General features: G+C 39.8%; 20 protein-coding genes. 11 read left to right on the forward strand and 9 right to left on the reverse strand.

Annotated elements, in window-relative coordinates:
- Nucleotides 1–53 precede the first annotated feature (53 nt).
- Nucleotides 54–2,045, reverse strand: coding sequence for a biosynthetic arginine decarboxylase (gene speA / locus PL11201_RS13450; protein ID WP_079679347.1), 1,992 nt, complete (start codon nucleotides 2,043–2,045; stop codon nucleotides 54–56).
- Between the two features lie 129 nt (nucleotides 2,046–2,174).
- Here speA and ndk point away from each other — a divergent pair, with 129 nt between their 5' ends.
- Nucleotides 2,175–2,624 carry a nucleoside-diphosphate kinase gene (gene ndk / locus PL11201_RS13455; protein WP_079679348.1) on the forward strand — a complete coding sequence of 150 codons (450 nt, stop codon included), beginning with the start codon at nucleotides 2,175–2,177 and terminating at the stop codon, nucleotides 2,622–2,624.
- A gap of 46 nt (nucleotides 2,625–2,670) precedes the next feature.
- Here ndk and PL11201_RS13460 read toward each other — a convergent pair whose 3' ends face one another.
- Nucleotides 2,671–3,369 (reverse strand): TerC family protein, encoded by a 699-nt coding sequence (locus PL11201_RS13460; RefSeq protein WP_079679349.1) that lies wholly within the window; start codon nucleotides 3,367–3,369, stop codon nucleotides 2,671–2,673.
- 261 nt (nucleotides 3,370–3,630) lie between these two features.
- On the opposite strand from PL11201_RS13460, the gene psaM reads away from it, so the two are divergent.
- Together psaM and PL11201_RS13470 are read left to right on the forward strand one after the other, a co-directional pair.
- The gene (psaM, locus tag PL11201_RS13465; protein WP_026788242.1) at nucleotides 3,631–3,726 is read left to right on the forward strand and encodes a photosystem I reaction center subunit XII; all 96 of its coding nucleotides are present in this window, start codon (nucleotides 3,631–3,633) and stop codon (nucleotides 3,724–3,726) included.
- A gap of 252 nt (nucleotides 3,727–3,978) precedes the next feature.
- Nucleotides 3,979–4,419: a slr1601 family putative cell division protein gene (locus PL11201_RS13470; protein ID WP_079679350.1), complete on the forward strand. Its 441-nt coding sequence runs from the start codon at nucleotides 3,979–3,981 to the stop codon at nucleotides 4,417–4,419.
- A gap of 373 nt (nucleotides 4,420–4,792) precedes the next feature.
- Here the strand turns inward: PL11201_RS13470 and PL11201_RS13475 are convergent, their stop codons facing one another.
- The 5 genes from PL11201_RS13475 to dusB form a co-directional block, all read right to left on the reverse strand.
- Nucleotides 4,793–5,932: an RNA-guided endonuclease InsQ/TnpB family protein gene (locus PL11201_RS13475; protein WP_200816764.1), complete on the reverse strand. Its 1,140-nt coding sequence runs from the start codon at nucleotides 5,930–5,932 to the stop codon at nucleotides 4,793–4,795.
- A gap of 54 nt (nucleotides 5,933–5,986) precedes the next feature.
- Nucleotides 5,987–6,226 (reverse strand): hypothetical protein, encoded by a 240-nt coding sequence (locus tag PL11201_RS13480; protein WP_200816765.1) that lies wholly within the window; start codon nucleotides 6,224–6,226, stop codon nucleotides 5,987–5,989.
- Nucleotides 6,213–6,446 carry a hypothetical protein gene (locus tag PL11201_RS13485; RefSeq protein ID WP_079679351.1) on the reverse strand — a complete coding sequence of 78 codons (234 nt, stop codon included), beginning with the start codon at nucleotides 6,444–6,446 and terminating at the stop codon, nucleotides 6,213–6,215. Before PL11201_RS13485 ends, PL11201_RS13480 begins: the two co-directional genes overlap by 14 nt.
- Nucleotides 6,447–6,728: 282 nt before the next feature.
- Nucleotides 6,729–7,652, reverse strand: coding sequence for an ornithine carbamoyltransferase (gene argF, locus PL11201_RS13490; protein WP_079679352.1), 924 nt, complete (start codon nucleotides 7,650–7,652; stop codon nucleotides 6,729–6,731).
- 197 nt (nucleotides 7,653–7,849) lie between these two features.
- Nucleotides 7,850–8,875 carry a tRNA dihydrouridine synthase DusB gene (dusB, locus tag PL11201_RS13495; RefSeq protein ID WP_079679353.1) on the reverse strand — a complete coding sequence of 342 codons (1,026 nt, stop codon included), beginning with the start codon at nucleotides 8,873–8,875 and terminating at the stop codon, nucleotides 7,850–7,852.
- An 82-nt stretch (nucleotides 8,876–8,957) separates the two neighbouring features.
- Here dusB and PL11201_RS13500 point away from each other — a divergent pair, with 82 nt between their 5' ends.
- On the forward strand, nucleotides 8,958–9,242 hold the full coding sequence (locus PL11201_RS13500) for a hypothetical protein (protein WP_079679354.1): 285 nt from the start codon (nucleotides 8,958–8,960) through the stop codon (nucleotides 9,240–9,242).
- A gap of 56 nt (nucleotides 9,243–9,298) precedes the next feature.
- Here the strand turns inward: PL11201_RS13500 and PL11201_RS13505 are convergent, their stop codons facing one another.
- The gene (locus PL11201_RS13505; RefSeq protein ID WP_079679355.1) at nucleotides 9,299–10,669 is read right to left on the reverse strand and encodes an ion transporter; all 1,371 of its coding nucleotides are present in this window, start codon (nucleotides 10,667–10,669) and stop codon (nucleotides 9,299–9,301) included.
- A 95-nt stretch (nucleotides 10,670–10,764) separates the two neighbouring features.
- On the opposite strand from PL11201_RS13505, the gene arsS reads away from it, so the two are divergent.
- Nucleotides 10,765–11,751: an arsenosugar biosynthesis radical SAM (seleno)protein ArsS gene (gene arsS, locus PL11201_RS13510; RefSeq protein WP_079679356.1), complete on the forward strand. Its 987-nt coding sequence runs from the start codon at nucleotides 10,765–10,767 to the stop codon at nucleotides 11,749–11,751.
- A gap of 111 nt (nucleotides 11,752–11,862) precedes the next feature.
- Nucleotides 11,863–12,480, forward strand: a complete 618-nt coding sequence (locus tag PL11201_RS13515; protein WP_079679357.1) for a TVP38/TMEM64 family protein — start codon at nucleotides 11,863–11,865, stop codon at nucleotides 12,478–12,480.
- A gap of 33 nt (nucleotides 12,481–12,513) precedes the next feature.
- Here PL11201_RS13515 and PL11201_RS13520 read toward each other — a convergent pair whose 3' ends face one another.
- Nucleotides 12,514–13,065, reverse strand: a complete 552-nt coding sequence (locus tag PL11201_RS13520; protein ID WP_079679358.1) for a DUF1269 domain-containing protein — start codon at nucleotides 13,063–13,065, stop codon at nucleotides 12,514–12,516.
- A gap of 185 nt (nucleotides 13,066–13,250) precedes the next feature.
- On the opposite strand from PL11201_RS13520, the gene PL11201_RS13525 reads away from it, so the two are divergent.
- The 5 genes from PL11201_RS13525 (at nucleotide 13,251) to PL11201_RS13545 (ending at nucleotide 17,809) form a co-directional block, all read left to right on the forward strand.
- Nucleotides 13,251–14,345, forward strand: a complete 1,095-nt coding sequence (locus PL11201_RS13525) for a calcium/sodium antiporter (RefSeq protein WP_079679359.1) — start codon at nucleotides 13,251–13,253, stop codon at nucleotides 14,343–14,345.
- 89 nt (nucleotides 14,346–14,434) lie between these two features.
- The gene (locus tag PL11201_RS13530; protein WP_079679360.1) at nucleotides 14,435–15,691 is read left to right on the forward strand and encodes a competence/damage-inducible protein A; all 1,257 of its coding nucleotides are present in this window, start codon (nucleotides 14,435–14,437) and stop codon (nucleotides 15,689–15,691) included.
- Between the two features lie 508 nt (nucleotides 15,692–16,199).
- Nucleotides 16,200–16,337 carry a hypothetical protein gene (locus PL11201_RS26810; RefSeq protein ID WP_197046423.1) on the forward strand — a complete coding sequence of 46 codons (138 nt, stop codon included), beginning with the start codon at nucleotides 16,200–16,202 and terminating at the stop codon, nucleotides 16,335–16,337.
- 30 nt (nucleotides 16,338–16,367) lie between these two features.
- A complete protein-coding gene (aroQ, locus tag PL11201_RS13540; RefSeq protein ID WP_079679362.1) occupies nucleotides 16,368–16,829 on the forward strand; it encodes a type II 3-dehydroquinate dehydratase in 462 nt (153 codons plus the stop codon).
- Nucleotides 16,830–16,903: 74 nt separating this feature from the next.
- Nucleotides 16,904–17,809: an ADP-ribosylglycohydrolase family protein gene (locus PL11201_RS13545; RefSeq protein ID WP_159451541.1), complete on the forward strand. Its 906-nt coding sequence runs from the start codon at nucleotides 16,904–16,906 to the stop codon at nucleotides 17,807–17,809.
- The last annotated feature ends 52 nt before the right edge of the window (nucleotides 17,810–17,861 follow it).

Here is a 17,861-nt window from a genome sequence, read left to right on the forward strand (position 1 = left end):
CCAGAAGTATTAAGACAAGTCCCAATATCTGAAAATACTATCTTTTCGTGAAATTAATGCAGATAAGTATAACGTCGCAAACTGCGTTCATAGTTTTGTAATAGCAGTTGAGCTTCTTCTAAACTAATCCGACTGTGTTCTAATGCTTGTTCGGTCTGGCGACGAATACTTTCAATTAAATCCTCCGTATCATAATGAACATAACCCAAAACTTCGTGCATAGTATCTCCTTTAATCACGGATTCAATTTGATATCCTTGAGGAGTAAGTTTAATATGAACAACATTCGTATCCCCAAATAAATTATGTAGATTTCCCATAATTTCTTGATAGGCACCCGCTAAAAACATTCCCAAATAATAGGGTTGTTTTTCATTGGGATTTTGAGATAAATCGTCACTCTGTTCTAAAGAATGTAATTCTAAAACGTATTTCACATCTCGTAAATCAATAAACTGATCAATTTTGCCATCACTATCACAGGTTAAATCCGCTAAAGTTGCCCGTTTTGTCGGTTCTTCATCTAATCGATGAATCGGCATTATGGGGAATAATTGATCAATCGCCCAAGTATCAGGGGCGGATTTGAAGACGGAAAGATTGACATAATAAATTGAAGCCATAATCTTTTCCAAGTCTTCTAATTCATCGGGAATATAATCGGAATTTCTAACAATTTCTAGGATTTTTCGACAACAGGCCCAGTGAATTTTTTCAGCTTTAGCGCGATCGCTTAAACTTAAATAACCAAACCCAAATAAACTAATCGCTTCCCCCTTAAATTGAGTAGCATCGTGATAGGCTTCTTGGTAATTATCCTCATTAATAGATTGATAAGTGTCATCCAAATTCCTTAAAATTAGATGATCTTTTTCAGCAATAGCCGGGGGTTCATCCATCGGAATATCACTACTTCCTAACACATCAAATACTAAAACAGATTGATGGGAAGCGATCGCCCGTCCACTTTCACTAATTAATGTGGGAACCGGTAATTTTCGCTCCTCACAGGCTTCTTTAACCTCGGCAACAACATCATTAGCATAATTCTGCATATTGTAGTTTTTAGAGGCGTGGAAATTGGTTTTAGACCCATCATAATCGACACCTAAACCGCCCCCCACATCCAAATATTTCATATTTGCCCCTATTTTCGCCAATTCCACATAAATTTGACTGGCTTCTTGTAGGGCATCTTTAATCACACTAATCGAAGAAATTTGAGAACCAATATGAAAATGTAACAGTTGCAAACTATCTAACATTTCGGCTTTTTTCAGCTTTTCAACCACTTCCATAATTTCAGGAATAGTTAGGCCAAATTTAGCCCGATCGCCCGTTGAACCGCCCCAACGTCCCATCCCCCTGGTACTTAATTTAGCCCGCACTCCCACAATCGGACGAATGCCTAATTGTTGACTCGCAGCGATGACTAAATTCACTTCTTCAATTTGTTCTAAAACAATAATTGCCGTCTGTCCCAAGCGTTGAGCCAATAGGGCAGTATCAATATATTCTTGATCTTTATAACCATTACAAATTAATAGGGATTCAGGATTTTTTAGTAATGCTAAAGCGATGAGTAATTCTGGCTTTGAACCCGCTTCTAAACCAAAATTATAGGGCTGACCAAACCGGACTAAATCTTCCAGTAAATGTCGTTCTTGATTACATTTAACCGGATAAACCCCCCGATAAACCCCCGGATAACTATAACGGGCGATCGCCTTAGCAAAACAAGCATTTAATCGTTCAATTCGGTCTTCAAGAATATCAGGAAAACGAATTAATAAAGGTAATTCAATATTGCGACTTTTCAGAGATTCGACTAATTTTAATAAATCTAAAGATCCCCCTCGGTTCGCTTTCGGGGAAACCGTAATATTACCCACAGCATTAATCGAAAAATAAGGATCACCCCATCCCTGAATCCGATAGAGTTTTTCGCTATCTTCAATTGTCCAGGTCTTTTTCACCGTCACCTGGGGGGACTCCATTGTCACCTCGGGTGTCTGGGTTTTAGGGGCGAGTGCATTGACATCCATCTTTTTCTATCCTTGCCGTTGAGCAACCATCAGACAGTGTAGCGGTTTAAGTTAATCTTGACCAGCCATCTGTTACCAAGGATACGGTAATCTAAATTGTGAACTTGAATCACAGTTAAGGAGATTCCCTTGGAACGGACATTTATTGCAATTAAACCCGATGGCGTCCAGCGTGGACTGGTGGGAGAAATTATTGGGCGCTTTGAAGCCAAAGGCTTTACCCTGATTGGTTTAAAGTTGGTGATTGCCAGCCAGGAGTTAGCCGAACGCCACTATGATATCCACAAAGAAAGACCTTTTTTCAAGGATTTAGTGTCTTTTATTACCTCCGGCCCCTTAGTAGCCATGGTCTGGGAAGGGGATGGCGTTGTAGCTTCTGCCCGGAGAATTATTGGAGCAACCAACCCCTTAACCGCCGAACCGGGTACAATTCGGGGAGATTTTGCGATTAGTATTGGCCGTAATATTATCCATGGTTCCGATGCCATTGAAACCGCACAACGGGAAATTAGTCTCTGGTTTACCGATGCTGAATTAGCCAACTGGGAATCGACGATTAAACCTTGGTTAGTTGAGTAGTTTTAATGGTGTTAGCGGTTAACAATTATCGGTTAACCGTTAACGATTAACTATTATTCGGGGCATCCGCAACTCGTTGGGAAAATCCCCAAGCAAATAAACTCAGAGTGAGAACAACCATTAACCATTCCGGCGGGACTAAAGCCGAATCAATCACCCGCATTAATAATCGTAACCCCACTAAACCAACGGTTAAATATCCAGCAGTTTCTAAATAGACATATTCCTTTAACCACTTAATAAATAAACTCGCCATAAATCGCAAAATAATAATTCCGATGGTTGCCCCTGTAATTACTAGCCAAGCTCGATCTGAAATGGCAATCGCGGCAGTGACACTATCAAGAGAAAAAGCCAGATCCGTTACGGCAATCAGGGGGAGAACTTGCCAAAAAGACTTATAACGCAATACTTTTTCTGAATCATCTTCCTGACTTTTATTGAAAAAATATCGAAATACTAACCAAAGTAAATATAAAGCTCCTAATAATTCAAACTGCCAATACTTAATCACCCAAGTTGCAGTAATGATCAAGATAATTCGTAAAATAAAAGCTAAAAATAAACCAATATTTAAAGCTTTGTTTTGAAGTTTTGGATCTTCCAATCCACAGGAAATAGAAGCAAGAGCAATAGCATTATCAGCTGATAATACTGCTTCTAGGGCAATTAAAATCGGCAGTAATACGAGAAGATTTAACTCTATATTTCGAGAAAATTCAAGAACGTTATCAAGATCTAACATTAACGATTGATGATTCCTATAGTGTCCTAATTTTTGATTATATTAGAGTTTGCCATCTTTGTCGCCGATTGCTCAGGATGGGGGGCAGGGGGAGTAGGGGGAGCAGGGGAGGCAGGGTGTCCTCGGTTATTAACAACAGTCAAGCATTAACTGTCAAAACCCTTCGCTTTTCAACTTTTTGTTACGATACCCTTCCCAAAATGCCCAAATTAGTTGACATTGGTTAACGATTATCTCAATTTATGAAGGAGCTATTCAAGAATGGCATTAACAGATACTCAGGTGTATATTGCCCTGGTTGTTGCCTTGATCCCTGGAATTTTGGCCTTCCGTTTGGCGACCGAACTGTATAAATAGAAAATTTCGAACTTATTAGTGAAAATTCACTGGTAACTGGTCAATTTCTAAATCTGTCTCGACAAAAATAACCCAAATAGCAGACAATTAACCCCAAATGGGATAAAGTATTGTGTGTTAACTCGGTAAAGGTGTCGGGACAGTTTTTTATAGGGATCTGCATCGGATGTTAATTCTTTACCCGTTTTAGGGAAAGCTAAAACCCGCTACTACTGTTGGTGTTCCGTGCGTTGTGACGTTAGTGAAAAGATCATGTCTGCGATTCGACCTGTTCCCCAAATTATTCCACCCGTTTCCCCTTCTCGCCGTCCCCGTGCGCGTCGAACCTCCAAGCGCCGACCGATTCATAACCCCGGTCTACTTACGGTGGAAACAACCGTCAAGTTAGGTGTCAATCTGATTTTATCTGCGTTTGCCCTCTCTGCCTTAATTCAGATTTTGCCCCAACATCGTTCTGCCTCAGAAAAACTTCAGGATATTCGAGCTGAGGTGAAAATCACAGAAGAAAGAGTGACCAAAGAAAGGGAAGAATTTACTCGCTATTTTGATCCCCAGCAAACTAAAAGTATTATGCAGGAACAGGGGAACCGAATTGATCCCACTCAAAAGCCGATTATTTTCTTAGAAAAACCTCCAAGCACCATAGCAGAATCAACGGAGGAACCAACAACCACTTACGCAGGTTTAGAATAGAACCTAGAAAAACTTTATGCGGTGAAAGGAAAAGCAAAGCTAGTATTTATAATTAGAGAATAAACAGCGATCGCTATCCTGTACAAAAACATTGCTGACAAAAGCAATTGCCCCTTTCTCTAATTCACAAGATAATCACTCAGAGTTTTGAGTAAGTGTCGATGTCGCTCTGATGAAATAGCTCAAATAGAACCGATAATTTGATTACGAGGCAATACAGCAAGAAAACCTAACCGAATCAAAGATTGAGAGCTTGACATCCGCCCCGCCGTAAACGGATGGGGATTCCATCTATTTCAACAAATCAAAAATTGATAGCTGTTGAAATGCTGGTGGGTTGACGCTTCGCCGAGATGCGCTTTCCTTGGAAAGTCTAACCTTCTCTCCACGTCCGTTTAAAGTCTCCGTGCATCCCTCCGGCGACTTTAATATTAATTGCAGCATTAACATCTCGATCATGAGAAGTGCCACAATTCAAACAAATCCAATTTCTTACAGACAAATCTAATTTACCGATTTTAAATCCACAACAAGAGCAAGTCTTTGACGTAGGCTCCCATCGGTCTATCACTCGGAAATCTCTACCATATTTTTCCGATTTAGCTTCTAGGAAAGTTCTAAAACTTCTCCATCCTAAATCAGAAATAGCTCTTGATAATTTCCGGTTCTTAATCATCCCTGACACATTCAAATCTTCCAAGACTATTGTTTGGTTTTCACGAACAATCTGTGTAGATAACTTATGTAGGAAATCGGTACGGGTATCAGAAACTTTAGCGTGAATCTTAGCTAATCTTTTTCTGGCTTTTTCATAACGCTTAGACCCCTTGGTTTTCCGAGACAATTGCTTAGAAAATTTACGAAGCTTCTTAATTCGCTGTTTTAGCGGTTTAGGGGCTTTTATTTTTTGCCCATTACTTAATGTGGCAAAGGTGGTTATTCCCAAATCAATGGCAACTGAGTTTTCGGATTGTGGCAATATTTCGGGTTGAATTTCCACTACAAAACTCAGGAAATATCGATCAGCACTGTCTTTAATAATTGTGACCGAACTGGGTTCAGAGGGTAGTTGCCTTGACCAAACTACATCAATCTTACCAATTTTAGCGAGATAAACTTTCTCGCCTTTAAAGGAAAATCCCAACTTAGTGAAATGGGCAGACTGTTGTGATTTTCGTTTCTTGAATTTTGGAGGTTTAACCCGTTGACCTTTCCGTGTTCCTTTACAGGAATTGAAGAAATTTTGATAGGCTTGTTCTAGGTTGTTTAACGATTGTTGCAGGGGAATTGCTGAAACTTCCGATAACCATTCCCGTTCTTCTAGTTTCTTAGCTTGGGTGATGAATTGTTTCTGAAGTTCAGCATTTTTGGGCTTCTTTTTACCTCCTTTGTACTCAGAAATACAAAAAGCCAGTGTATCGTTCCACACTACCCGCACACAACCAAATAATTTGGCTAATGCCAATTTTTGGGAAGGTGTTGGATAGCATCTATAACGATATCTGGCTTTCATGCTTTTGTTGCTCACGATCACTTCTTTAGTATACACTAAAATAGAATAAAAAGCCTAAGTGGAACTTAGGGGCTTTAAACCCAAAATTTCCGGTAAACCACTAGCCGCAAAATCTGGGTCAGAAGGAGAAATAATATCGTCAAAACCCTGCACTTGTTGATGTAGTTGGGTACTAACACCACAGACTAAGAAATCTTTATAAGGGGGTAATTCCCTGAGTAGGATGACTGGACGATTCTTGATTTTCCCGTCAGTTTGGGGAATTGGGGTTAGAACAATATCAGCTTCCTTCATAGTCAGGATTTGCTATTTTAATTGCATCCAGTGGATACTCGTCATCCTGACTATAAGCATTGTTTAGTTGATGCTTTGACAGGTACAACCAGGCTTCGTATTCTGCTGATTGTTCCGGGAGAATTGTGATAATAAGTTTTGTGTTTGGTTCAAACTTGTAGGGTTCATCTAGCTGAATAGACTGCCCATCAAAATGTGCGGACAAGGAAATAACTTTCATGGTTTGGATCTCTTTAAGATGATCGCTTTTACCGATTGTATTATATTCTGCTTTTGCGTAGTTGGGGAGAGAAAGTAATCAGCTTCGGAGATGAGTGCCATAACTGCAATCAAAAAGCGATCGCCCTCTTTAACACAAATTTATCTTAACATCTTGTTCCCCCCTTTTTAATGGGCTAGGGGGGATATTTTTCGGGTAATAAGGGTGGAGATCCCCCCAACCCCCGATTGAGAAGGGGGGATTGAAGAAGTAAGCGATCGCTTATTTCTTAGGATCTAAAGGTTAATCATCCCCTAATAATACGGCTAATAATGCCTTTTGAACGTGCATTCTGTTTTCCGCTTCATCCCAAACTTTTGAACGAGATCCCTCAATAACTTCATCGGTAATTTCTTCATCCCGATGGGCGGGTAAACAATGTAAAACAATCGAATTATCGGCGGTTTTTTCCATTAATTTAGTATTCACTTGATAGGGTTGAAACAGAGGAATTCTAGCTCGGGCTTCTTCTTCCTGTCCCATACTTGCCCAAACATCGGTATAAACAACATTTGCATCTTTTGCCGCTTTAATAGGATCTTCGGTAACAATTACCTCGGTTTTTCCCTGAGCAATATCTTTAGCTTGTTCAACAATATCTGCATTGGGTAAATAGTTAGCCGGGGTAGCAATTCTAACATTCATTCCCACCATGGCACAGCCTAACAATAAAGAATGCGCCATATTATTAGCCCCATCGCCAAAATAACTTAAAGTCAAACCTTCTAAGGTGCCAAAACATTCTTTAACTGTCATTAAATCCGCTAATACTTGACAGGGATGTTCCCAATCTGTTAACGCATTAATTACCGGAATTTCGGCATAATTAGCAAAGGTTTCTAAATCCTTTTGTTCAAAGGTACGAATAGCCGTAATATCTAAATATCGATCTAATACCCTAGCCGTATCTATTAATGGTTCTCCGCGACTTACCTGGGTAACATTCGGGTTTAAATCAATCACTTGACCCCCCAATTGATACATAGCAACGGTAAAACTAACCCGGGTTCGGGTTGAAGCCTTAGAAAATATTAATCCTAATACTTTATTACGACGCAATTTAACCATTCCTGATTTTAATTTGGTCGCCAAATCTAATAAAAAATAGAGTTCCTCAATACTAACATCCGCCAAACTTAAAAAATCCCGTCCTTTTAATGTTTCCATGATTTGTCCTAAGTTACTAACAATTATGTTGATCCCCCCTAACCCCCCTTAGAAAAGGGGGAACCGGAGTTAAAAGTTATCCTTTTTTAAGGAGGGAAACCGGACTTCAAAGTCCCCCTTTTTAGGGGGATTTAGGGGGATTTCAAACCCAAGTCAAAGATTGAAAGAGATCAACGCTGTTCTAATTCTAAAGTTTTCTAAGCCACAAAACTGTTCCGGGATAACTGATTTATGGCATCATCTAATAATTCCCATCCCTGAGCAACGGTTTCAATTCTGGCCAAATGATCCCGCAATTCATGGGCCCCAGGAAACCCTTTGGCATACCAGGTTAAATGTTTTCGAGATTGATAAATCCCCCGTTCACCCTTATATTCCCACAACGCTTGTAGGTGTTCTTTTGCACATTGCAACCGTTCAATTACGGAGGGAAGGGTTTTAAATTCTCCCGTTTTCAAAAAATAGTCAATTTCTCCCACTAAAAACGGATAACCCAGAGTTCCCCGGGAACACATCACCCCATCAGCCCCGGTTTCTTGTAAACATTGAATCGCCGTTTCTACAGAAAAAATATCGCCATTGGCAATCACGGGAATCCTTAACTGTTCCTTAACCTGTCGAATCCAATCCCATTTTGCCTGACCGTGATAACCCTGGGCGCGGGTGCGGGCGTGAATAGTAATCATTTTTGCTCCCGCATCCTGGATTCTACGGGCAAAATCTAAAATCGTGATTTCTTCATCACTCCAACCAATCCGAGTTTTTACGGTGACAGGCACATCCACCGCCGCCACCACTGACCGAATAATAGTTTCCGCCATTTCCGGTTGTCGCAATAACGAAGACCCGCCGCCATTTTTAGTAATTTTATTAACAGGACAACCCATATTAATATCAATAGTATCGGCTCCTTCCTGGACGGCTTTTTGGGCAGCTTCGGCTAAAAAATCGGGGCGACAGTCGAATAATTGAATACTAATTGGCCGTTCGTTGGGGTCAACTTCCATGATTTTTGGAAGTCCCCGCACATGACAAACTTCGCTGGCATGAACCATTTCAGTGTACATCATGGAATCAGGGGCGTAGCGACGCACTAAACGCCGAAAAACCAAATCGGTGACACCGGATAGGGGGGATTGGAGGACACGACTGTTGACTTCTACAGTGCCAATTTTCAGGGGTGTGGATAAACGGTGTTTTAGTTCGGCGGAAAGAACAGTCATGGTTACAAGGGAACAAATTCTGCAAGTTCGAGTATCTCTATAATAGAATGAGTTAACGGTTTAAATCATTTTGGATTCGATTATGAATTTTCCTTCCAATAATCCCGACCCGTTTCATCAAAATGGCAACGCCAATAAACTGCACTTTCCCCAACCCGAACCCAGTGAAGTTTCTGAAGAAATCGAAGATGTTAAAGGGATAAAACATGACCCTAGAACCGTAGAAATTATTCAACGTTCGTTTATTATTTTAACGGTAATTGGGTTGGTTTTTGGGGTGTTTATGGCGGCGGGGGTTTTGTATTTAATGCAGAGATTTAATATTACCGGACATCCAGCACAATTGGAACAGCCAATCAATCGATAAATGATCAGTGATTAGCATTTTTTATCTCATTGATGGGGCTAATCACTGGATCAAAATTATTCCCGGGACTGATACCGTTTTTGGGCAATTTGTTTAACTTTTTCTGAGAATTTTGGATAATTTTCTAGGACTTTATCGAAATCTTCCTTGTACAAAACAAATAACTCACAGTAAGTTAAGGTTTTCACCGAAGCAGTACGAGGACTATTATAAAGTAAGGCAATTTCACCAAAAAATGAACCCGCCACCATAATGGTATAAACTTTTCCGGTTTTTTCAGAAAAGGCTTGTAATTTTCCCCGTTTGACAAAGTACATTTCATGACCCATTTGTTCTTCCCGAATTACATAGTCATTAGGGGGGAGAATTCTGGGTTTTAATTTAATTACTAAGTCTTCAATAAAACCGGGTTCAGCATTTTGAAATAGTGGAACTTTTTCTAAAAGTTCTTGATAGAGATAACAATACATTTGGGTTTTAATAGAGTGAGGAAGTTCATCCAATAAATCAAAATCTATGGAAACATCCCGATTATATTCCCACATATATTGGTAATAATCTAAAACATTTTTTTGTAAAGAGCGGGGGATTTTTCTTTCCCACATATAGGATTGAATTTGACCTAATTTATCTCGAAATCGGTTTTTACTAGCATCTAAATTAGCAATTATTGCCGCTACATTCCCGATAATAAAGGCATACAATGATACACCCAAAAACATGACTGTAAATGTAAAGATAAGTTCGACATTATTTTGAGGCGTAATATCACCATAACCTACCGTTGTTAAAGTTGTGATTGACCAATATAAGGAATGCAAATATTGTGTTGTTGTATTTTCTAAATATAAATCATTAATTTGTAGCCAAGATTCTCCCGATTGTCCAGTTATATTCCCAATAAGAAACCACAGACAAGCTATCCAATGATCAATTAAAAACACAACAATTAATAACTCAAACATTCGGACAATAGCCGAATTAAAATAAACATTATTATCCCATTTTCTAAATATCAAAAGACATTGAGAAAACCTTAAAAGCCTAGGTATTCTACATAATCCAATAAAAAACAAAGAAGTATTAGGTAAAAATAAATGAACAAATATATTGATCGGTAAACTCGCTAATAGATTAGATTTAAAGTCTGTATTGCGATAATAATAGCTAATTTTTTGTTTATCTTTAACGACTTCTCCCTCATCAATATAGCCAATATGAAATCTTAAAAAAATATCTGAAATCAAAATAAAATCTGCCAGACAATCTATCAGAAACCAAAAATCAAAAATTATGGCATTAAACGCCATCCGAAAGGGAATAATAAAACAGTTATATAGGGTAACAAAAACCAGTAATGATTCCCAGATTGTTAAGAATTTTGATTCTGGATGTAAAGACGGGATACGAGTGAGGAAAGGTAACATTGAAATGAAAAATTGAGTCTTCAATCAGATTGTATCGCTATTCTTATGCTAAAATTAGCACAAGCTAAATATTACAGTTAATCCCCACTTAACTTATGATTCAAACAACGTTGACCCCGTTTTCACAAAAACTCGGTTTTCCCCTCACAAAACAACCGATTACAATATTACAAATTAATTTAGGAAAACGGTGTAATTTAGCGTGTCACCATTGTCATGTCGAAGCTGGGCCAAAACGTACCGAAGAACTAGACCTAGAGATTAGTTTACAATTGATTGAATTAATTAATCGTTTTCCCCAAATTCAAACGGTGGATTTAACCGGAGGGGCTCCAGAAATGAATTATGGATTTAAACCTTTAGTCGAAGCAGCCAGAAACCTTGAAAAACAAGTAATTGTTAGGTCTAATTTAACCCTTTATTTTGTCCCTGGTTATGAAGATATACCCGAATATTGTGCCAATCATCAGTTAAGAATTATTGCATCTTTGCCCTGTTATTTAGAAAATAATGTGGATAAAATGCGAGGAAATGGTGTCTATCAGGATTCCATTCAAGCCATCCAAGGGTTAAACCATTTGGGCTATGGTAAAATACCGGAATTAATCTTGGATTTGGTTTATAACCCCGCCTTACCAACGACTGAAAAATTTACCTTACCCCCTGAACAATCTCAACTTGAAAAAACCTATAAAGATTATTTAAAACAACAGTTTGATATTCATTTTAATCAGCTATTAACGATTACCAATTTACCCATCGGGCGCACAAAATCTTATTTACAGCAGAAAAAATTAGAATCTTCCTATTTGGAGTTTTTAGAATCTAACTATAATCCTAAAACAGTATCTAATTTAATGTGTCGAAATCAATTATCAATTGATTATCAAGGCTATATTTATGATTGTGACTTTAACCAAATGGAAAATATTCCAGCCCGGAATGCTTCGGGACAATTATTAACCGTTAGTGATTTATTAGATGCTAATAATTTAGATTTAATTGACACCGTAAAAACAGCACCCTATTGTTATGGATGTACCGCCGGATGTGGTTCTAGTTGTGGGGGATCTTTAGTTTGAAATTATAGTTGATCTTAACAAGGGTAAAGCCAAATTTAACCACAAAGACACAAAGAAGTTTTCAAGACCAACCTGCTCCGGGATATACTTTTAAAGACTTGGGAGAATAAAATGGGCGTTCAAGACTTATTAAAAAATCTCTTAGATTGGGTTGCTAATTTGGGATTTTGGGGGCCAGTTGCTTTTATTATTATCTACAATTTAGCCACAATATTATTTGTTCCAGGTTCTTTATTGACCTTGGGCGCTGGCGTTATTTTTGGGATAGTTTGGGGTTCAATTTATGTTTCTATTGGTTCGGTGATTGGGGCTACTTTTGCCTTTTTAATTGGACGATATTTTGCCAGGAATTGGGTTGCTAAAAAACTAGAAAATCATGAACAGTTTAAAGCCATTGATCAAGCGGTAAGTCAAGAGGGATGGAAAATAGTGGGTCTAACTCGTCTTTCCCCAATTTTTCCGTTTAATTTACTTAATTATGCTTTTGGACTGACGAATATTTCCTTAAAAGATTATTTTCTAGCCTCTTGGATTGGGATGTTACCAGGTACAATTTTATATGTTTATGTGGGATCTTTAATCGGAAGTTTAGCTCAGTTAGGAATGGGAGGGCGATCGCGTACCACGGTAGAATGGTTATTCTATGGAATAGGATTAATCATAACGGTAATTGTTACAATTTATATCACAAAAATTTCCCAGAATGCTCTGAATCAAAAAATTAAATAGGTGGAGAGTTCCACCTATTTTTATTGAGATTAATTAGGCTTCCGGGGGCGTAGATTCAGCCTCAGCACTGATGGTTTTTGCCGTTGTTTCTAGTTGAGACGCAATATCCGATTTAATCGAACGTTTATACAATTTTCCGGCATACTCCTCTAAAGTTTCCGTTAATTTATCGACCCAAGTATGCTCAACTAAGGCAATAATCGCCGAACTTCCCGGGGTTAAAGATTCCGACAGTTCTTTAAGATCTTCCTGGGGAAATCCTAAATCCATAAAATGAGTAATTAAAGCTCCAACTCCTGCCCCACCTGCGGTTAAAGCAATGACTCCCAAAGCTCCAATCGGGTTAAACAGGGCAATTAATCCCGCCGTAATCCCGCCAATAATTGCCCCCCCTTTCGCGTCCGTATCTCCAGTTTCACTAATAGCAACTTTGCCTTTTTCATTCTTAACCATGACCGCAGCATTCACAATGGAAATAATCCCTTGTGTTTGCAATTCCTTGAGTTCTTTTAAAACTTCTTTAGCTTTTTCTTGTTCCGGGTAAGCGACAACAACCAACGTTGTTAAATCTTCTGAATAAGTCATGTTTTATTCCTCAAAATTTATGGTTTAAACAAATTAGGTTTATAGGGGCCGAAATCCCAACCCCTCCATTTTACCACACCCCCAATAACAAAGTCGATTAAAACCATGATAAATTGACAAAAGGGGTTGTGATATTTCATTCTAAACAAAGAATCCCAGTCTTAACGGTTAAGGATTTTTATTGTATGAGCTTGAGCGTGATTTTGTTGCTGATAGCGGGTTTAGTCTTGCTGGTTTTGGGAGCAGAACTATTAGTTCGTGGTGCTTCAACCATTGCTTCAATTTTGGGAATTCCTTCCTTACTTGTGGGGCTAACAATTGTTGCTTATGGAACCAGTTCTCCAGAAATGTCCGTCAGTATTCAATCAAGTTTAGTCGGTCAAGCGGATATCGCCTTGGGAAATGTAGTTGGAAGTAATATTTTTAATGTGTTAATCATATTAGGGATTTCGGCTTTAATTGCTCCTTTAATGGTAGCCAATCAGTTAATTCGGTTAGATGTTCCGATTATGATTGGCGTATCTGTTTTAACCTTAATGTTTGGCAGTGATGGCAAAATTAGTCGGGTTGATGGCACGATTTTATTTATTGGGGCAATTGTTTATACTCTGTTTTTAATTTATGAAGCCAAGAAACAAAAAAATGATGAACCCGACTCGGATGAATCCCAGAATATAGTTGAAAATACACCCAAAAACTGGCTGATTAATATTAGTTTAATTGTGATTGGATTAGTGTTACTGGTTCAAGGGTCTAATTGGTTGGTTGAAAGTTCAATTTCTATTGCTAGAGCTATTGGAGTTAGTGAATTAGTCATCGGATTAACTATTGTAGCCGCAGGAACTTCCCTGCCAGAATTAGCCAGTTCTGTTGTGGCTACAATTAAAGGAGAACGGGATATTGCCGTTGGGAATGTCATTGGAAGCAATATTTTTAATATCCTGGCGGTGTTAGGACTATCCTCTGCTATTTCCCCAGAAGGAATTAATGTTTCCCCGGCAGCTTTAAATTTTGATATTCCGGTGATGATTGCAGTGGCAATTTCCTGTTTCCCGATTTTTTATACGGGCAAATCTATTGACCGTTGGGAAGGTGTACTTTTTTTAGCATATTATTTTGCCTATGCCATCTATTTAATCCTCGATTCTTCCAAACATTCTGAGCTTCCTCTGTTTAATTTTGTGATGATCGGTTTTGTAATTCCCATTACCATTATCACCTTAATTGTCACCACAGTTCGTAGCTATAAAGCCAAACGCAAACGTTTAAATCCTGAATAATTCAGGGTTTATCAGGGTGAGGATATCTCGCCTCCAGCTTTAGATTAAATCCAAACTAACCTTTGAATCCTACAATTTTTAGAGAAAATATGGTTGCTGAAATTATTTGTGTCGGTACGGAATTGCTTTTGGGTGATATTCTCAATAGCAATGCTCAGTTTTTAGGGCAACAATTGGCTCAATTAGGCATTCCCCATTATTATCAAAGTGTCGTCGGAGATAATCGAGAACGCCTAAAAAAAGTAATTGCGATCGCATCTGAACGCTCTCAATTATTGATTTTTACCGGAGGTTTAGGGCCGACTCCTGATGATTTAACCGTTGAAACCATCGCTGATTTTTTTGGATTTCCCCTGATAGAAAGATCGGAAATTATTGAAGATATCACTCAAAAATTTAGTCAACGGGGAAGGGTAATGTCGGCGAGTAATCGCAAACAAGCCCTAATTCCTCAAGGGGCAGAAATTCTGGCTAACTTAACTGGAACTGCACCGGGAATTATCTGGAAACCCAGGGGAGATGGGCTGACAATTTTAACCTTTCCCGGAGTTCCCGCCGAACTATATCAAATGTGGTCAGATGTGGCAATTCCCTATCTAAAAAATCAGGGTTGGTGTCAAGGAATTATTCAAAGTTGTACCCTAAAATTTTGGGGCATAGCCGAATCCACTTTGGCCGAAAAAGCCGCTGATTTCCTAGATCTAAAAAATCCCACCGTTGCCCCCTATGCTAATCATGGAGAGGTGAAATTAAGAATTTCCGCCCGGGCAGACTCTCCAGAAATTGCTCAACAATTAATTACCCCCATTGAAACCCAACTCCGAGAAATTTCTGGACTCGATTGTTATGGGGCAAATGATCAAACCCTAGCCTCGGTGGTGGGGGAATTATTGCAACAACATCAAGCCACCTTGAGTGTGGCAGAATCCTGTACTGGAGGAGGTTTAGGACACATCCTGACCCAAATTCCCGGCAGTTCTGAATATTTTCTAGGCGGTGTAATTGCCTATAATAATCGGGTGAAGGCTGCTGTCCTCCAGGTCAACCCCGATGATTTAGCCGAACACGGGGCCGTGAGTGCGGTCGTCGCCGAACAAATGGCCATCGGTGTAAAAAATCTCCTACAAACCACTTGGGGTTTAAGTATTACCGGGATTGCCGGGCCAGGGGGAGGGACAGCGACCAAACCCGTCGGACTGGTTTACATTGGTTTAGCGACGCCCCAGGGCCAGGTAGAGAGTCTGGAATGTCGTTTTGGGGAAAAACGGAGTCGGGACTGGATACGGCGGGTCAGTAGCAGTACGGCCCTCGACCTTCTGCGTCGTCATCTGATCGGTAAGGGTTAATGAATGGTTGGGGGAAACAAGAAATTGTCAAGCTATTGCCTAAATTTGTAAAGATTCGTTATGCTGGAGGTGGTATTGTTCAATATCATGCCTAATCATAATTGCCAAAATTGTTAAGATGAAGCTAGTACAGTGTCTCTCTAGGTTTGTTTGAGTCAGGCAGTTGCGGATTAGCGACCCTGATCAAACCAATTTTCAATTAATCCTAAATGCCCTGGCTCTAGGAGATGGTTAGGGCTGTAAAAATCCCCTAAATTAAAGAGATTATTCTAGGATGTTCTATTACCAAATGCTTAAAATTTTAGAAACTTTTATAGAATTTTAAGCCAGAATCGGAGTAATATAATAGAATAGGAAATATAGAGGAGATATCTGTTAAGGATAAAACTTGCTAACCCATAGCAAGCCTTGGTTTTCAGCTTTATGCGGTGATTGGGCTAACCATTCGGTTGACCTTAACCCCCAGTCCAGTTGCGTAGCTAGTTTACAGCGAGGAGCTTTTTGTTCAATGGAATACATTGATAGAATACTGGAAAAGTTAAAAGAATGGGCGCGGGAGCTTATTGATGCCCTATTGGGCCCGGCGACTCAACCCGAAGCAGAGCCAATTCCTGTACCCGTGGATGAGCCCCGCCGTCGGAGGTAGTTAATTTAACATTTGATTAAGGTTACTCCGTTGCTAAGTCTTTTAGTATTGCATGGCCCCAATCTGAATCTCTTGGGTCAGCGAGAACCCGAAATTTACGGGAAAACAACGTTAGAAGGAATTAATCGATTGTTGGAACAGGAAGCTCAGTTACTCCTGGTTAAACTCTCGATCATCCAGTCTAACCACGAAGGGGTTTTGGTGGATGCAATACACTCCGCATTCGGGCAACACCAGGGCTTGTTAATTAATGCCGGAGCCTATACTCACACCAGTATTGCCCTGCGAGATGCTATCTCAGGAGTCGGAATTCCGACCGTTGAAGTACATCTAAGCAATATTTACCGTCGAGAAGCGTTCCGGCATCATTCTTTCATTGCAGCAGTGGCGATTGGACAAATTAGTGGATTTGGAGCAGAAAGTTACCGCTTGGGACTACAGGCTTTGGTTCATCATTTGCAGGGGCAAAAACCTTTAGAATCCTCTCCATGAAACCCTATTCACTATCTGGCCAATTTCAAGGGTCTTTTCTAGGAATAGTCCTTGGTTATCGGTTGGGTCAACTGATGAAACTCAGGTCTGAAACCCGATCTCCCGGTTCGTCCCTAAATGGGGGGGGACTGATTCCCGGACTCGCTCAAAGCTTAATTCAACATCAGGGATTTCATCCCCTTGATTACTGGTCGTTAGTAACGAACCAGAGGGAAGAACCTCTAAAATGGGAAATATCTCAAAAACCCGCGATCACATTGCCCCAGGGGTTAAATTCAGGCAGTGAGGTGGCTATTGTTGGCTTTCCACTAGCCCTATTTTTTCACGATAATTTGAGTTGCTTACAAAAGTTAAGATCGAATAGCCCGGAACAGTTTGCCAGTGTCTGGGATGGGGTTTTGGTCATGGCGGTTGCGATCGCACAGACCCTAACTCAAAATCCAGAACTCCCCCAACTCATTCCCAATTTGTTAAAGCTGTTACCTACCGAATCCGCTTTAACGGCTCAATTAGACCAAGTTCAAACCCTCCTACAGCAAAAAGCCAGCTTGGAAACGGCCGTTCGTCAACTGACCCAGACCCCAAAACTGAGTCGTTCTCCTCAACCGACTATTCCGACCGATTTTGATCCACAGAATTGGACGGCCTTAGCCCTGGGCTTCTATTGTTTCCTCAGCACCCCAGAAGACTATTCTTTAACGGTTTTGAGATCGCTACAAACCAGATACCACCCTGAAATCACCGCAGCCATTAGTGGGGCTTTATCCGGTGCCTATCAGGGCTTAATCGCAATTCCAGTCAAATGGCGTTTGGAGTTTCAAGACCACTCTATTTGGCCTTCAACTGCTCCAGAAACCGAAAATAATCCTGTAAAACTCAACCCCACCCAGGAAGAACTGCTACAGTTGGCTCAGAATCTGTTTGCCCTTTGGTCAGGGATATATCGCCCTTTCAAACCAATGGTCACTGGCTTTCCTTAAAAACTCAAAGCAATACTATACAATTAAATTCAAACGGCTGCTAAACCCCTTG

Origin of the sequence: Planktothrix sp. PCC 11201, from assembly GCF_900009135.1 — a bacterium.
Lineage (GTDB): Bacteria > Cyanobacteriota > Cyanobacteriia > Cyanobacteriales > Microcoleaceae > Planktothrix.

Excerpts from the sequence above, each read along its gene's own strand:
- PL11201_RS13470 (WP_079679350.1), top strand. The coding sequence starts at position 3,979 with ATGTCTGCGATTCGACCTGTTCCCCAAATTATTCCACCCGTTTCCCCT.
- PL11201_RS13525 (WP_079679359.1), top strand. The coding sequence starts at position 13,251 with ATGAGCTTGAGCGTGATTTTGTTGCTGATAGCGGGTTTAGTCTTGCTG.
- PL11201_RS13480 (WP_200816765.1), bottom strand. The coding sequence starts at position 6,226 with ATGAAGGAAGCTGATATTGTTCTAACCCCAATTCCCCAAACTGACGGG.
- arsS (WP_079679356.1), top strand. The coding sequence starts at position 10,765 with ATGATTCAAACAACGTTGACCCCGTTTTCACAAAAACTCGGTTTTCCC.
- dusB (WP_079679353.1), bottom strand. The coding sequence starts at position 8,875 with ATGACTGTTCTTTCCGCCGAACTAAAACACCGTTTATCCACACCCCTG.
- PL11201_RS13460 (WP_079679349.1), bottom strand. The coding sequence starts at position 3,369 with ATGTTAGATCTTGATAACGTTCTTGAATTTTCTCGAAATATAGAGTTA.
- PL11201_RS13530 (WP_079679360.1), top strand. The coding sequence starts at position 14,435 with ATGGTTGCTGAAATTATTTGTGTCGGTACGGAATTGCTTTTGGGTGAT.
- PL11201_RS13485 (WP_079679351.1), bottom strand. The coding sequence starts at position 6,446 with ATGAAAGTTATTTCCTTGTCCGCACATTTTGATGGGCAGTCTATTCAG.
- PL11201_RS26810 (WP_197046423.1), top strand. The coding sequence starts at position 16,200 with ATGGAATACATTGATAGAATACTGGAAAAGTTAAAAGAATGGGCGCGG.
- PL11201_RS13500 (WP_079679354.1), top strand. The coding sequence starts at position 8,958 with ATGAATTTTCCTTCCAATAATCCCGACCCGTTTCATCAAAATGGCAAC.
- PL11201_RS13505 (WP_079679355.1), bottom strand. The coding sequence starts at position 10,669 with ATGTTACCTTTCCTCACTCGTATCCCGTCTTTACATCCAGAATCAAAA.
- argF (WP_079679352.1), bottom strand. The coding sequence starts at position 7,652 with ATGGAAACATTAAAAGGACGGGATTTTTTAAGTTTGGCGGATGTTAGT.
- PL11201_RS13545 (WP_159451541.1), top strand. The coding sequence starts at position 16,904 with ATGAAACTCAGGTCTGAAACCCGATCTCCCGGTTCGTCCCTAAATGGG.
- psaM (WP_026788242.1), top strand. The coding sequence starts at position 3,631 with ATGGCATTAACAGATACTCAGGTGTATATTGCCCTGGTTGTTGCCTTG.
- PL11201_RS13520 (WP_079679358.1), bottom strand. The coding sequence starts at position 13,065 with ATGACTTATTCAGAAGATTTAACAACGTTGGTTGTTGTCGCTTACCCG.
- PL11201_RS13515 (WP_079679357.1), top strand. The coding sequence starts at position 11,863 with ATGGGCGTTCAAGACTTATTAAAAAATCTCTTAGATTGGGTTGCTAAT.
- PL11201_RS13475 (WP_200816764.1), bottom strand. The coding sequence starts at position 5,932 with ATGAAAGCCAGATATCGTTATAGATGCTATCCAACACCTTCCCAAAAA.
- speA (WP_079679347.1), bottom strand. The coding sequence starts at position 2,045 with ATGGATGTCAATGCACTCGCCCCTAAAACCCAGACACCCGAGGTGACA.